The organism is Streptomyces sp. NPDC088923, from assembly GCF_044749745.1.
Lineage (GTDB): Bacteria > Actinomycetota > Actinomycetes > Streptomycetales > Streptomycetaceae > Streptomyces.
Window position 1 is genome coordinate 49825 of the sequence record NZ_JBIVIO010000004.1, and the last position, 14169, is coordinate 63993.

Here is a 14169-nt window from a genome sequence, read left to right on the forward strand (position 1 = left end):
GCGCGGGGCCTCCTCTCGGAGAGAGGGGTAGGTCGTCATCGGGGCGAGCGTAGACGAGTGCGGGGGAGCGCGCCAGCCATTTTCCGCCCGCTCCCGCGCGCGCCTTTCGCGTGATCGCCCCGTGACGGGGTACCCACGGATTCACCGCATACGAGGAGGCGCCCGTGGGGCCGAGGGACACGGGGCTTTGGGCCCGTAAGGAGACGGCGGCCGTCGTCGCGACCGTACGGACCGTGTTCCGGCAGCCGGGCCCCGAGCGTGACTCCGTCGTGCAGTCGCTCAAGGCGGCGGGCGCCGCGATCGCCGCCTGGGCGCTCGCCGGGTGGTGGCTCAAGGCCCCCATGGCCCTGCTCGCCCCGTGGACCGCGCTCGCGCTCGTCGACGCGACCGTCTACCGCTCGCTGCGCGCCGGATTCCGGCAACTCGCCGTCATCCTCCTCGGCACCCTCACCGCCGCCGCCGCGCTCTCCCTCACGCGCGGCGACACCCTCGCCGCCATGGCCCTCGCGCTGCCGCCGCTCGTCCTCGCCGGCACGTACCGCAGGCTCGGCACGCAGGGGATCTACGGGGCGACGACCGCGCTCTTCGTCATCACGGCGACCTCGGCGAGCCCCGCCGAGATCGGTCACCGTCTCCTGGAGACCGGCATCGGCGCCGTCATCGGCATCGCCGTCAACGCCTTCGTGCTGCCCCCGGTGCACCTGCGCAACGCGGGCGACCAACTCCTGCGGTTGCCCCGGGACACGGGGCGACTGCTGCGCGACCTCGCGCAGGGTGTCCGGGGGGAGTGGACGGCGGAGCAGGCGCTGGACTGGCACGACGAGGCGCGCCGCGTCGAGGAGACGCTGCGGTACGTGCGGGACGCGCGGCAGCAAGCCGAGGAGAGCTCCCGGCTCAACCCCGGCCTGCGGCTGCGCCGCGCCCGGTCCGCGCAGCCGCCGGCCGCGCTCGACGCCCGCTGGTCCGCCGCCGTCGACCACCTGCGCGCGGTCACCCGCACCCTCGCGACCCTCGGGCAGGGGGACAACCCGCTGCGCTCGCCCGGCAACGACTTCTTCGCCGACTGGGCGCGGCTCGCCGAGACGCTCGCCGTGTTGTGCGAGCGGGAGTACGAGGCGCTCGCGCGCCGGGAGCCGAGCGCGCCGTACGTCCTGGAGCCGCGAGCGATCCCGGAGGAGGTGCGCGAGGCGTACGAGGTGCTGGACGCCTCCTTCCACGCGCTCTCCGGCACGGGCGCCGTCCCCGCCGGTGAGCTCCTCGCCGAGACCAGGCAACTGCTGCGGGCGCTGCTGAGCGAGGTGCCGCGTGAGGTCGGGCGCTGAGCGTGCCACGAGCGGGCGGCGGCCTCTGGGGGGGCGGGGCGGCGGCCTCCCGTGGCTGCTTCGCCCGTCTTCGTTGACCGGGCAAGTGGTGCTCACGAGGAGTGGGCGGCAGCAGCCGGACCGGTCGCCCCAGGTATGAAAAGCCGCCGCACGGGCACCCATGGTGTCCCGGCCCCGCACCGCCCCCACCGAACAGGACTTCCCCATGACCCACCCCTCCCCGCCCGCCCCCGAGCCGCCGGAAGGCCGTGGTGTCCTCCCGCCGGGTGACGCGGGCGTCCCCCAGCCGGGCGATTTCGGCGCCGCCGGTGCGCGCGCCGAGGTCGCCGCCCGCTTCGCCGCCGCCGTGCGGCAGATCGAGGAGGGCAAGCTGCGCTTCCCGCTGCCCGGCAGCGGGGCGACCGGACTCCGCTTCGCCGCGCTGCGCGGCGTCGCCGAGGAGGACCTCGCCGTGGCCCGCCTCGTCGAGGGCCACACCGACGCGCTCGCGATCCTCGCCGAACTGGCCGGGCCGCCGCCCGCGCCGGGTCAGCGCTGGGGCGTATGGGCCGCCGAACCGCCCGGCGAGGGGGTACGCGCCACCTACGACGGGACAGCGGACACCTGGACGCTGAGCGGCCTCAAGCAGTACGCCTCCGGGGCGCACTCCTGTACCCACGCCCTCGTCACCGCCCGCACGCAGGAGGGGCAACGGCTCTTCGCGGTCCGCCTCGACCGAGGCACCGACGCAGGGCCGGGCACGTACGAACCCGCCCCCGGCACGTGGCCCGCGCTCGGCATGGCGGGCTCCGACACGCCCGACGTGCGTTTCGAGGGCGCGCCCGCGCTCCCGGTCGGCGACGTCGATGCCTACGTGCACAGGCCCGGCTTCGCGCACGGCGGGGTCGGGGTGGCGGCGTGCTGGCTCGGCGGCGCCCACGCGGTGACGGGCGCGCTGCGCCGTGCCGCCGCGCGCCGCGGCAGCCCTTTCACCGACGCCCATCTCGGCGCGGCGGACCTTGAGTTGTACGCCGCCGGACTCGTCCTGGAGCGCGCCGCCGCCGAGATCGACGCGGACCCCGTGGACGCCGAGGGCGGCGCCGAGCAGCGTGCCCTGCGGGTCCGCGCCCTCGTCGCCGCCTGCTGCGAACGCGTCCTCACCCACGTGGGCCGCGCGACCGGCGCCGGACCGCTGTGCCACGACGCCCGGCACGCCCGCGCCGTCGCCGACCTCACCGTCTACGTGCGCCAGCACCACGCCGAACGCGACCTCGCCGCCCTCGGCGCGCTCGTCGCGGGCCGGGCCAAGTCGTGACCGGGCCCGGCGACGCCGACCCCATCCAGGCCCCCGGTACCGACGAGGCGCTGTGGCGGGCCTGGGACGGGTGGGCGGAGCTGTCGGAGGCCGCGCTGCCGCGCGGGCCCGTCGTGGTGGTCGCCGCGCATCCCGACGACGAGGTGCTCGGCGCGGGCGGGGCGCTCGCGCTGCTCGCCGCCGCCGGGCAGCCGCTCACCGTCGTCACCGTCACCGACGGAGAGGGCTCGCACCCGCGCACCCGCGTGCTGCGGCCTCCCGCGCTCGCCGCCCGCCGGGCCGTGGAGTTGCGCGCGGCGCTCGCCCGGCTCGGCGCCTCGGCGGCCCGTACCGTACGCCTGCGGGTGCCCGATACGGCCGTCGCCGCGCACGAGGACGAGGTGCGCCGCGCGCTCGTGCCGCTCACCGCGGGCGCCGCGCTCGTCCTCGCGCCGTGGACGGGCGACGTGCACGCCGACCACGAGGCGACGGGCCGCGCCGCGCGCGCCGCCGCACGCGAGACCGGTGCCCCCTCGGCCGCCTACCCGGTGTGGATGTGGCACTGGGCGCGCCCCGGCGATCCCCGTGTGCCCTGGCACCGCGCCAAGCGCCTGGACCTGCCCGCCGACGTCCGCGCGCGCAAGCGTGAGGCCGTGGCCTGCTTCCGCAGCCAGATCGCCCCGCTCGGCCCGGCCCCCGAGGATGCCGCGATCCTGCCGCCCGCCGAACTCGCCCACCATGTACGTGACTTCGAAGTGTGGTTCGCATGAGCACTCCCACCGACTATTTCGCCGCCATGTACGAGGGCGCGGCGGACCCCTGGGGCCTGCGCAGCCGCTGGTACGAGGAACGCAAGTACGCCCTCACGCTCGCGGCGCTGCCCCGCCCCCGTTTCCGCCGCGCCTTCGAACCGGGCTGCTCCGTGGGTGAGTTGACCCGGCGACTCGCGGGCCGCTGCGAGCGGCTGCTCGCCACCGACCGCGTCCCGGAAGCCGTCGGTCAGGCCCGCGAGGCCACGAGGGGACTCGACCACGTCGAGGTCGCCCTGCTCACCGTGCCCGAGGAATGGCCGCAGGGCGAGTTCGACCTCGTCGTCCTCTCCGAACTCCTCTACTACTTCGATGCGCCCACCCTCGACCGCCTGCTGCGTCGCACGGTGGACTCCCTCACCCCCGGCGGCACCCTCGTCACCGTTCACTGGAACCACCCCGTGCCCGAACACCGGCTCACTGGAACGGAGTTGGCGGATCGCCTCGGTCGCGAGGAAGGGCTCGCGCTCCGGCTCGACCACCGTGAGGAGGACTTCGTGCTCCAGACCTTCTCCCGCCGGGCCCCGGGCGAGCGGCTGCCGCCGTCCCCGGCCGCGTACGAAGGACTCGTGTGAGCATCCGGCCCCCGGAGGGCGGGCCGCCGGGGCCCGCTGGGGAGTACGGGCCGTACGGAGGCCGTGCGGGGCACGGAGGCCGTGCGGGGTACGGCACTCCCGCCTCGTACGGGGGTCCCGCCTCGTACGGGGGTCCCGCCCCGCGTGCCGCGCGCGCCATCGCCGCTCTCGCCGTCGTCGTCCCCGCCCACGACGAGGAGGTGCTGCTCCCGCACGCCCTCGCCGCCCTGCGCCGCGCCGCCCGGCACCCGGCCTTGCCCGTGCGGGTGCGGGTCGTGGTCGTCGCCGACGCCTGCGCCGACGCGACGGCATCTCTCGCCCGCGCGGCCGGCGCGCACGTCGTGCGGATCGACGCGCGCAACCCGGGGCGGGCGCGCGCCGCCGGGGTCGCCGCCGCGCTCGGCCTGTTCGCCGGGCCCCCGGAGCGGGTGTGGCTCTCCTCGACCGACGCCGACAGCGTAGTACCGGCGAACTGGCTGGCCAGCCAGTGGCGTTGGAGTGTGCGAGGCTGGGACGCCGTCGTCGGCACCGTACGGTCGCTGGGCGGGGACCCCGCTCTCGCCGGGCTGCTCCACCGCGAGGCGGTCCGGTACCGCGAGGCCGGGGGCGCGCGGCACCCGCACGTCCACGGCGCCAACCTCGGCGTACGGGCCGACGCCTACCTCGGCGTCGGCGGCTTCCCGCCCCTCGCCACCGGCGAGGACCACGCCCTCGTCCACGCCCTGGAGGCGGGCGGCCACCGCGTCCTGCGCACCCGGCGCTCGCCCGTGGCCACCTCGGCCCGTCTGCACCCGCGCGCGAGCGGCGGCTACGGCGCACGGCTCGCGCGACTCGCGCGGCTCACCGGGGTGGAGGGGGCGGAGGGGACCGAGGAGGTGCGCGGGACGGAGCCGGTGTAGGCGCGGAGGCCGGAGCGGGACGCGGCGGGCGCCCGCCGCCCCTACTCCGCCACCACCCGCACCGTCCCCAGCGAGGTGTCCACGGCGTCGGGGAGGTTCATGCCCGCCGCGATGCCCGTGCGGAGGTAGTGGAGGAGGGGTGCGGTGAGGCGTTCGCCCGGGAGCGCGGCGGGGATGCCGGGCGGGTAGGGGGTGAGCATCTCGGCCGTGACGCGGCCCGCCGCCTCCGCCGCGGGAACGTCCTCGACCGGACCGAAGTAGGCATCCCTCGGCAACATGACCTGCTCCAGACGGAGTTGCTCCGGTGCGGGAACGACGACCTCGGGACCCGGGCCGAGTTCCGGGGCTTCGGCGGCGAGGGCGCGCAGGGCGGCGAGGAGCGGTTGTGTCGTGGACTCGTCGTCGGCGTGGGTGAGCTGGGTGCTGATACGGCGATGGTCGGCCAAGTGGGCGTCGATCCCGTGCCGTTCGCGCAGCCGGTCGGCGGCGCGGTAGCCGCTCGTACCGAGCCCCGAGACGTCGATGACGACCGGGAGCGGGTCGAGGTCGTGGCCGAGGCCGGGGCCGCAGAAGTCGGCGCGCCCGTGCACGTGGAGCCCGTCGATCGCGTCGATCGCGGCCCGTACCTTCGCGGCCCTGTCGAGCGCCCCGCCCAGCAACTCGCGGCCGTGCAACATCATTTGGCGCCGCCAACCGTCCATGCCCGCGTACAGCGGGACGGACGGGCTCGTGGTGCCGAGCAGATCGGCGCGCGAGGCGAGGACCGCGGGGTCGATGAGGTCCCCGCCGAGGTGGAAGACCGAGCGCTGTTCGAGGCCGCTGCCCATCTTGTGGATGCTCGTCACGCACACGTCGGCGCCCGCGTCCATCGCCCACGTGGGCAGATCCGGGTGGAAGGGCAGGTGCGCGCCCCACGCCTCGTCCACGAGGAGGGGCTTGCCGCGCGCGTGGCACAGCTCCGCGAGCGCGCGCAGGTCCGCCGTCGTGCCGTACGGCGTCGGACTCGTGACGAGTGCGCCCTTCGCGTCCGGGTGCGCGGCGAACGCGGCCTCGTACGCGGCGGGCGCGGGCGGGTGCGCGAGGTGGCGCTCGCGGTCCCACTCCGGATCGACCCACACCGGCCGTACCCCCGAGATGATGAGCCCCGAGACCACCGACTTGTGCGCGTCGCGGCCGATGAGGAGCTTCTCGTGGGGACCGGCGACGGACAGGATCGCCGCCTTGACCGAGAGGGAACTCCCGCACGTCGAGAAGAAGGTGTGCGCGGCGTGCACCGCGTCCGCCATCAGCTCCTCGGCCCGCTCCAGGACCCGCCCGCGCGTGCGGCGCTCGTCGAGCCCGCCGGAGGCGAGGAGGTCGCTGTGGAACGCGGCGTCGCCGAGCAGCCGCCGCACCTCGGGGTCCGCGCCTCTGGCCTGCTTGTGCCCCGGCGGGGTGAAGGACAGCTCACCGCGCGCGTGGTGGGCGGCCAGTGCTTCGAGGACGGGGGCCTGCTGGTGGTCGGGTCGCTCGGGCATGTGCCTCCTGTTCCCCGGGCCCGTCCCGGGGAACCAGCCAATGAGCCGAGCGGTGGAAAGGGCCGCCCCCGCACGGTCCCCGGTTCGCCGGTACGTCCGCCGCGGCTCCCGGCGCGCCACCGCACGCGGCCCCCTCGGGCCCCCGAACCTGGGCGGGCCCCCGAGGAGCCGCCCCGAGGAGAGGACGACCACCATGACCGCGCCCGCACCAGGACCCCAGGAGCCCGGAGAGCCGCACGACGCCTCCGGCCGCCCCGGCACCCCCCAGTCCGCCGGCGGCCCGAACAGCACCGGCGCCGCGAGCCGCCCCTACGAGCCCGCCGGCCCAGACCGCCCCGACGCCTCCCGCGCCCCCGGCCGCAGCGAGACCCGCGAGGAGCGGGCCGACCGCAAGTGGGCGGACCTCCTCCAGGAACTCCGCGTCGCCCAGACAGGCGTACAGATCCTCTTCGGCTTCCTCCTCACCGTCGTCTTCCAGCAACGTTTCACCACGCTCTCGGACACGGACCGCACGATCTACGTCGTCACCGTCGTGCTCGGCGCCGCCACCACCGGGGCGCTGGTCGCGCCCGTCTCCTTCCACCGCCTGCTCTCCGGGCAGCGCCTCAAGCCGGAGACGGTCCGCTGGGCGGGGCGGCTCACGCTCGTCGGGCTCGCGCTGCTCCTCGCCACCATGGCCTCGTCGATGCTGCTCATCCTGCGGGTCGTGGTCTCGCCCAACGGCACCGCGCTGTGGCTCGTCGCCGGGATCGCCGCGTGGTTCGCGCTGTGCTGGTTCGCCTTCCCCGCGTGGGCGCGGCACGCGGCACGGCGGCAGCGGAGCGTCACGACAGGTGACGAAGGCGGTGCGGGGAGGGAGTGAGGCCCGCGTGGAACGGCCCCCGCGGCCGCCCGCACCCTTTGCACCGCCCCGGGGACCCGGGGCACACTCGAAGGTGAGGTCAGGAGGTTTTGTGAGCCCTACCGACACGCCCGCCGCACCGCGGCGGACACCCGCCCCGTCGCCCGGGGCGCCCGCCGCGCTCCTCGTCGTGCCCTTCGACACGCTCGTCGACCTCGACAACGAGGTGGCCGCCGAGGCGGCCCTGCGCGAGGCCGTCGAGCGCCATCCCGCCCGGATCGTCGTGGTGCGGGTGCGGTCCCGGGTGGTGACCCCGCAGGCGCTGCGCATCCTGCTGCGCGCGGGAATCCGTACGGCGCCCGGCGGTGTGCTGTGTGTCGCCGCCGAGTACCCGGCGGCGCGGCGCGTCTTCCACCTCACGGGGCTCGTGCGCGTCCTGCACGTGGCCGCCACCGTCCCCGGTGCCGTGCGGCGGGTCCGCGGCGGCCCTGTACGCCACCCGCTGCGACCGCAGCCGCGACTGCCCCTCCGCCCCTATCCGGCGCTCGCCAGGACGTGGCGCCGCGACGGCGGCCCGCGCGGCGCCGGAAGCGCCCGCCCGCACGGCCCGGCCGGCCCGCGCTGACCGGCTGACCCGCACCGACCGGCCCGTTCCGTCCCCCCCCGCTGGAGGCCCCCGTGAACACGCCCGCCGCAGTCTTCGACGTGGACGGCACCCTTGTCGACACCAACCACCTGCACACCGTCTGCTGGTGGGAGGCGCTGCGGCAGGCCGGGCACCGGGTGCCGTTCACCACGATCCTCGGCGCGATCGGGCTCGGCTCGACCGATCTCCTCGCGCACGTGCTCGGCGAGGGCCGCGACCGGGACGGCGACGCGGACATCAGCGCCGGGCACAAGGCGCTCTACGGCACGTACTACGACCGTCTCGCGCCCTTCGACCGCGCCGCCGACCTCCTGCGCGCACTCCACGTCGAGGGCTGGCCCGTCGTCCTCGCGACCTCGGCGGGCGGTCCGGAACTCGCCGCCCTGCGCGCCGCGATCGACGCCGACGACGCGATCGACGCGACCGCGAGCGCCGACGACGTGGCGGCGGGCAAACCCGCCCCCGATCCCGTCCTCCACGCCCTCGAACAGGTCGAGGCGGACCCCGAGGGGTCCGTCTTCGTCGGTGACTCGGTGTGGGACATGCGCGCCGCGGCCGCGGCGGGGCTCCACCCCATCGGGGTCCTGAGCGGCGGGGTGTGCCGCGCGGACCTGGTGGAGGCGGGCGCGCGGGAGGTGTACGAGGACGTCGCCGAACTCTTCGCGAAGCTCGGCGACAGCGCGTTCGCGCGGCGCGGGGCGGCCTGATCGCGCGGGGACGGCGGGGCCCGAGCGCGTGAGACGGGGACGGCGGGGCCCGAGCGCGTAAGACGGGGATTGCCTCATCGTTCACGGGTGACGGCGCCTCACGCGTGCGGCCAACGCGAGACGACCCGGCCGCGCACGCGGCGCTCCCCCTTCGAGGACCTCCCGCCCCACGGGCCCCCGCCCAGCGTCCTCCCGCCCGGCCCCTTCCCTCCTGCCGGTCGCCGCCCCCTGTCTACTGTGGCCCCGTGCCCCTGAGTGCCTCGCAGTCGCTGCTGCCCGTCAACCTCACCCTCGGGGTGCTGATGTGCGTCCTGCTGCTGGTCGCGGCGGTGGTCGTACGGGCCGGTCGGCTCAGCCCCGACGAGGGGACGAACCGCTCGCGGCAGGTGCTGATCGCCGGGGTGCGGGCCGCCGTGCAGCTCGGGGTCGTGTCCCTCGTCATCACGTGGGCCGTCACGAACGTTCTCGGGCTGCTCGCCTTCCTGCTCGTCATGTTCGTCGTGGCGGTACGGACGGCGGGGCGGCGCCTGACGCCCAACGGGACGTGGTGGCTGACGGCCGCTCCGCTCGCCGTCGGCGTCGTACCGGCCGTGCTCGCGCTGCTGCTCACCGGGCTCGTGCCGCTCAAGGGCATCTCGCTCGTACCGCTCACCGGCATCCTGCTCGGCGGCGCGCTCACCGCGACGGTGCTCGCGGGGCGGCGCGCGCTCGACGAACTGCGCACGCGCGAGGGCGAGGTGGAGGCCGCGCTCGCGCTCGGCTTCCCCGACCGCGACGCGCGCCTCGAGATCGCCCGCCCCGCCGCCTCGGAGGCGTTGCTCCCCGGGCTCGACCAGACCCGTACCGTCGGGCTCGTCACGCTCCCCGGCGCCTTCGTCGGCGTCCTCCTCGGCGGCGCGAGCCCGCTCGCCGCCGGTGCCGTGCAGCTCTTCGTCCTGCTCGCGCTCATGGCGGTGCAGTCGCTCGCGGTCTCGGTGACGGTGGAACTCGTGGCGCGCGGGCGGATCAACAGGGACTGAACGCCGCCGCGACGCTCACCAGGGCACGATCCGCCCCTCGCGGTCCAGGTAGGCGAGTCCGGGCCGGCCGAGCCGGGACTCCACCACGTCCATGAGCAGCGGGATGCTCTCCTCGACGGTGTACGGGGCCTCCGGTCCGCCGAGCGCCGTGCGGACCCAGCCGGGCGCGAGCAGCAGGATCGAGCGCCGGGTCCCCGACTGCCGGACGGCGAAACCGTGCATGAACATGTTGAGCGCGGCCTTGCTGCCCCGGTACACCTCACGGCCGGCCGTGGTGTTGTTGGTGATGCTGCCCTGGCCCGAGGACATCGCGCCGATGAGCCCGTCGTCGGCGACGAGGTCCGCCAGGGTTTCGATGACCCGCATCGGACCCAGGGCGTTCGTCACCATGACCCGGACGAAGTCCTCCGTCGGCACCGCGCCGACCGGGGTGTCCTCGTTGTTCGTGGTGCCCGAGTTGACGAAGAGCACGTCGAGCCGGCGGCCCGCGAGACGTGCGCGCAGCGCGCCGACCTGCTCGGGGTCGTCGACGTCGAGCCTCTCGACGGACACGTGCCCGCCGGAGCGCTCGGCGAGGTCGGTGAGGGGACTCGGCGCCGAGGGATCGCGGGCGGTGCCGATCACGTCCCAGCCCCGGTCCAGGAAGGCGGCGGCGAGGCCGTGCCCCAGGCCGCGCGAGGCGCCGACGAGAAGGGCGGTACGGGGGTCGGTGAGGGGAGCCATGAAGGTGTCCGATCCTCGGGGTTCGGGGTCCCGATGGTAAGTGGCCCCCTCACGCGTCCGCGCGATCTCCACGCCTCCCCGCCCCGCCCGGCGCGCGCCCGTCCTCCAGCAGGACGGGGTAGCCCCCGCCCTCCCGCGCCGCACAGGTCCCGTCCTCTCAGCCCAGCCCCAGCACCCCTACGGTCTCGCCGCCGCTCGTCTCACCCGTCGGCCGGAACCCCAGGCGCTGGTAGAACGCCTCGGGACCGTCCGGGCCCGGGTGCCACGTGGTCGTCAGGAGGTCCTCGCCCCGGCGGCGCAACTCCTCACCGACCGCCGCCACCGCGAAGCGCCCGTAACCGCGGCCCTGCGCCCGCGCGTCGATGTTCAGGCGCCACAGGCCCGAGCGGAAGTCGGTCCCGTCCATCTTCCAGTCGATGTCGAAGAAGGCCATGAGGAAGCCGACGACGCGCTCCTCGTCCATGATCAGCCGGGGCCAGGCCACCCCGGCGGGGTGCACGTACGCCTCGGCGAGGGACTCCGCCACGGGAGTCGAGGCGTGCTCCTGGTCGGGGCGCACGCGGACGGCGATGGCGGCGTCGAGGTTGTCGGGGGTGAGGGTCGCGAGGTAGGGCATGGGCGTCAGGCTAGGGACCGGGCACGCTCCTGGACCAGGGGTTTTCCCGCCTCGTGCGCGGACCGCGCGGGACCCTCGTCCCGGTGCCCGCGTTCCACCGCCTGGCCCCAGTACGTCCCCGCGAGCATGAGTGCCGCGCCCGCCGCCGCCCACGGCGTCAGGTGTTCGCCGCCGAGGGCCAGGCCCGTCGCGACCGCCCACACCGGCTCCGTGCCGAGGAGGAGACTCGCGCGGCTCGCCGAGGTCCGCTGCACCGCCCACGTCTGCGCGAGAAACGCGAACACGCCGCACGCGAGCGCCAGATACAGCAGCCGCGCCCCCGTCGCCGGGCCGCTCGCCGCGAGCGCGCCCAGGTGCGGCAGGGTGAACGGGAGGACGAGCGCCGTCCCGGCCACCATCTGCACCGCGGTGAGGTGCGACGGGTCCACGCGGTGCCGCGCGGTCACCCTGCCGACGAGCGCGACGTGCCCCGCCCGTACGACCGCCGCCGCGAGCATCAACAGGTCGCCCCCGCGCGGCAGTCCGAGTCCACCCTCCCCGCCCGCGCCGATGAGCCCGACCGCGACGACGCACAGGAGCGCCGCCGCGTAGAACCGCCCGGGGAGCGGCGGCCGGGTGCGGTCGAGCGGCGGGGTGAGCACGATCGTGAGGCTGATGAGGAGCCCCGCGTGCGCCGCGCTGGTGTGCGCCACCCCGTACGTCTCCAGGACGAGCACCGCCGCCTGCGTCACGCCGAGCAGCGCCCCCGCCCGTACCTCCGTACGCGACCAGGGGCGCCGCCGCACGAGGACGACGGCCCCGCACGCGAGCGCCCCGAGCGCGTAGCGCGCGAAGAGCACGGCGAGCACGGGCAGGACATCCGTCGCCGACTTCGCGACGAGATAACTGGAACCCCAGACGAGGGCGACGAGGACGAGGACCGCATCGGTACGGCGCACGGCGAGCATGCGTCCCACGCTGCCCCACCCGTATGTTGAAGACCAGACACCACCTTCTTCAGCGAAGGTGTAGCAGCACTAAAATACGGGCGTGGACGAACGACAGCTCCGGATTCTGCGCGAACTCGGTGAACTCGGCAGCGTGAGCGCCGTCGCCGATGCCCTGCGCGTCACGCCTTCGGCGATCTCGCAGCAACTGCGCCTGCTCCAGCGCACGGTGCCGCTCCCGCTCACCGAACGCGCGGGCCGCCGCGTCGTGCTGACCGAGGCGGGCCGGGTGCTCGCGGGCGCCGCCATCGAGGTCGAGAGCGCGCTCGCCCGCGCCCGGCACACGCTCGCCGACTATGCGGGTGAGCCCACCGGGGAGGTCTCCGTGGCCGCCTTCTCCAGCGCCGCCGCGGCCTTCTTCCCGCCGCTCCTGCGCGCCTGTACGGGTTCCGGTACGCCCCAACTCGCCCTCGCCGACCAGGACGTGGCCCAGGGCCGATTCCCCGCGCTGACCCACGCCCACGACCTCGTCCTGGCCCACCGCCTCGACCACGCGCCGCCCTGGCCGTCCACCGTCACCGCGACGACGCTTCTGCGGGAACCGCTCGACGTGGCACTGCCCTGCGCGCATCCCCTCACCGCGCACGACTCCCTCAGCCCCGCGCAGGTCGCGGGCGAGCCGTGGATCGCCGTCCACGACGGCTTCCCGATCCTCGCGACGCTCGACGCGCTCGCCACGGTCGCCGGTCGCCCACTCCAACTTGTCCATCGGGTCAACGAGTTCACCGTGTCGGCAGCGCTCGTCGCCGCGGGCGGCGGGCTCGCGCTGCTGCCGCGCTGGACGGTCCCCGCCCAAGCGGGCGTGGTGCTCAGGCCGCTCGACGGGGTGCACGCGCTGCGGAACGTCGATGTGCTGCACCGTCCCGAACGGACGGCGCGGCGGGCGGTCCGGGAAGTGCTGGGGCTTCTGGAGCGGGTGGCGGAGGAGGTGCGGGGCGGCACGGCGGGGCCCGCGCTGTGACGTGGCTCTCGCGTGTGTCATCCCCCTTGCCGTACAGGTGAATTGATCGATCATGGGGGGACACGGCGACGGGGGACGCGGGATGAGTCAGTACGACGAGGGGCACACGGTCGCGGGCTGGACGGGGGCGGCCGTCGCGGTCGCGGGCTCGGCGTGCCTCGCGGTGGCGGTGGTGGGATGGACGCCGGGGTGGTACCTCGGGCTCGTCCTCCTGATAGTGGCGGCCGTGCTCACCTGGGTGCTGCACCTCGCGGGCTGGGGCAAAGCGGCGGGACCGCGCCCCCGCGACACGTGGGGCGTGCGGGACGCCTCCGTACGCGCGGGCCACCCCGACTGCTTCGCCTGCCGCCTCGCGGGGCGGCGCGGCGAGGCCGCCGGTGCGCCCGAGCGGGCACGTACGGCCGGGGCGCGGACGAGCTGACGACGGCGCGCCGCGCGTCCGTCGGCGGAGCGCGCGGGCGTCCCCGCGCGCGGTGAGGTGCGGCCGTGCGCGGAGGGCCCGTGTCTTTCCGCGAAGGTGGCATGCGTCTCTCCGTGAAGGCGGACGACGCCGCGCACGCGGCCGCACAGCCCGCCTCCCGCCCGGGGCACACCGGGTCCCGGCCCCTGAGACGCCCCGAGGTGTCCATTGACAGCCCCGCCGCGCCCGCCGCAGGATGTGGAACATGCACACGACTCACCCCGGTGTGGTGTGCCGCTACGTGGACCTGCGGCGCACCTCCAGCGCCCTCTGTCGCTGATCCAGCGCCTTCCCGGCCCGGCGGCCACCGCCCTCCGCGCCGCCCCGGTGTTCCGGCCGCTCCCTTCCTGAGCCGCGTTTCCCCTTCCCGCTTCTCGCGCCCCGGCCCCCCGTGCCCGGGCACCCCGTGGCGGCCCCACCGCGCGCCCCGGACGTCCCGCGCCCCCCGCCGAGCCCGGTGGTCCCGCCTCGCGCGCCAACCGCCCCTCGGCGCACGCCCCTTCAGGAGTACGCAGATGAGCCACCCGATCGACTTCCGCCCGCCCTCCTGGCCGCCGCCCACGTCGCCCGCCCACCGTCCCCACCCTCCTGCTGAGCGGTGAACGGGACCCCCTCGCCGACCACACCGCGCTCGCCGCGCTCGCCACGTCGCTGGACCGGGCGCGCCTCGCCCTCGTGCGCGGCGCCCACCACGACGTACTCAACGACCTCCAGCACCGCTCCGTCGCCGCTGAAGCCGTCGGTTTCCTGGAGACCCCGCGCGAACACCTCGTCCCGCGCGTCGCCGTCCAGTCCCGTACGTGGTGACTCGCGCC

15 protein-coding genes and 1 pseudogene are annotated in these 14169 nt (G+C 75.8%); 12 read left to right on the forward strand and 4 right to left on the reverse strand.

The genetic code is table 11. From position 1 onward, the window contains the following. The first annotated feature begins 164 nt into the window (after positions 1-164). The 5 genes from ACIP4O_RS18325 to ACIP4O_RS18345 all read left to right on the forward strand — a co-directional run bounded on the left by ACIP4O_RS18325 (position 165) and on the right by ACIP4O_RS18345 (position 4878). The gene (locus tag ACIP4O_RS18325) at positions 165-1322 is read left to right on the forward strand and encodes an aromatic acid exporter family protein (protein ID WP_401575570.1); all 1158 of its coding nucleotides are present in this window, start codon (positions 165-167) and stop codon (positions 1320-1322) included. A 205-nt stretch (positions 1323-1527) separates the two neighbouring features. After that, positions 1528-2616 carry an acyl-CoA dehydrogenase gene (locus ACIP4O_RS18330; protein WP_401575571.1) on the forward strand — a complete coding sequence of 363 codons (1089 nt, stop codon included), beginning with the start codon at positions 1528-1530 and terminating at the stop codon, positions 2614-2616. Then, complete coding sequence (locus ACIP4O_RS18335) at positions 2613-3365, forward strand: PIG-L deacetylase family protein (protein ID WP_401575573.1); 753 nt, start codon at positions 2613-2615, stop codon at positions 3363-3365. The genes ACIP4O_RS18330 and ACIP4O_RS18335 overlap by 4 nt, the downstream gene beginning before the upstream one ends. After that, positions 3362-3979, forward strand: coding sequence for an SAM-dependent methyltransferase (locus ACIP4O_RS18340; RefSeq protein ID WP_401575575.1), 618 nt, complete (start codon positions 3362-3364; stop codon positions 3977-3979). The genes ACIP4O_RS18335 and ACIP4O_RS18340 overlap by 4 nt, the downstream gene beginning before the upstream one ends. After that, positions 3976-4878, forward strand: coding sequence for a glycosyltransferase (locus tag ACIP4O_RS18345; protein WP_401575576.1), 903 nt, complete (start codon positions 3976-3978; stop codon positions 4876-4878). Before ACIP4O_RS18340 ends, ACIP4O_RS18345 begins: the two co-directional genes overlap by 4 nt. Before the next feature lie 41 nt (positions 4879-4919). Here the strand turns inward: ACIP4O_RS18345 and ACIP4O_RS18350 are convergent, their stop codons facing one another. Next, on the reverse strand, positions 4920-6395 hold the full coding sequence (locus ACIP4O_RS18350) for an aminotransferase class I/II-fold pyridoxal phosphate-dependent enzyme (protein ID WP_401575578.1): 1476 nt from the start codon (positions 6393-6395) through the stop codon (positions 4920-4922). Positions 6396-6588: 193 nt separating this feature from the next. On the opposite strand from ACIP4O_RS18350, the gene ACIP4O_RS18355 reads away from it, so the two are divergent. The 4 genes from ACIP4O_RS18355 (at position 6589) to ACIP4O_RS18370 (ending at position 9608) form a co-directional block, all read left to right on the forward strand. Then, positions 6589-7257 (forward strand): DUF6328 family protein, encoded by a 669-nt coding sequence (locus ACIP4O_RS18355; protein ID WP_401575580.1) that lies wholly within the window; start codon positions 6589-6591, stop codon positions 7255-7257. Between the two features lie 91 nt (positions 7258-7348). Continuing rightward, positions 7349-7861, forward strand: a complete 513-nt coding sequence (locus ACIP4O_RS18360) for a hypothetical protein (RefSeq protein WP_401575582.1) — start codon at positions 7349-7351, stop codon at positions 7859-7861. 53 nt (positions 7862-7914) lie between these two features. Continuing rightward, a complete protein-coding gene (locus ACIP4O_RS18365) occupies positions 7915-8589 on the forward strand; it encodes an HAD family hydrolase (RefSeq protein ID WP_401575584.1) in 675 nt (224 codons plus the stop codon). Between the two features lie 245 nt (positions 8590-8834). After that, the gene (locus ACIP4O_RS18370) at positions 8835-9608 is read left to right on the forward strand and encodes an ABC transporter permease (RefSeq protein WP_401575586.1); all 774 of its coding nucleotides are present in this window, start codon (positions 8835-8837) and stop codon (positions 9606-9608) included. Between the two features lie 15 nt (positions 9609-9623). Here the strand turns inward: ACIP4O_RS18370 and ACIP4O_RS18375 are convergent, their stop codons facing one another. From ACIP4O_RS18375 to ACIP4O_RS18385, 3 genes are all read right to left on the reverse strand, one after another. Then, a complete protein-coding gene (locus ACIP4O_RS18375; protein ID WP_401575588.1) occupies positions 9624-10331 on the reverse strand; it encodes an SDR family NAD(P)-dependent oxidoreductase in 708 nt (235 codons plus the stop codon). 157 nt (positions 10332-10488) lie between these two features. After that, positions 10489-10947, reverse strand: a complete 459-nt coding sequence (locus tag ACIP4O_RS18380; protein ID WP_401575590.1) for a GNAT family N-acetyltransferase — start codon at positions 10945-10947, stop codon at positions 10489-10491. Positions 10948-10952: 5 nt separating this feature from the next. Further along, the gene (locus tag ACIP4O_RS18385; protein WP_401575592.1) at positions 10953-11894 is read right to left on the reverse strand and encodes a DMT family transporter; all 942 of its coding nucleotides are present in this window, start codon (positions 11892-11894) and stop codon (positions 10953-10955) included. A gap of 82 nt (positions 11895-11976) precedes the next feature. Between ACIP4O_RS18385 and ACIP4O_RS18390 the strand changes: the two genes are divergently transcribed. The 3 genes and pseudogenes from ACIP4O_RS18390 to ACIP4O_RS18400 all read left to right on the forward strand — a co-directional run. Next, a complete protein-coding gene (locus ACIP4O_RS18390; protein WP_401575594.1) occupies positions 11977-12894 on the forward strand; it encodes a LysR family transcriptional regulator in 918 nt (305 codons plus the stop codon). An 82-nt stretch (positions 12895-12976) separates the two neighbouring features. Beyond that, positions 12977-13315, forward strand: coding sequence for a hypothetical protein (locus ACIP4O_RS18395; protein WP_401575596.1), 339 nt, complete (start codon positions 12977-12979; stop codon positions 13313-13315). 571 nt (positions 13316-13886) lie between these two features. Further along, a pseudogene (locus ACIP4O_RS18400) lies at positions 13887-14161 on the forward strand (alpha/beta hydrolase); the annotation flags it as partial. Positions 14162-14169 lie beyond the last annotated feature (8 nt).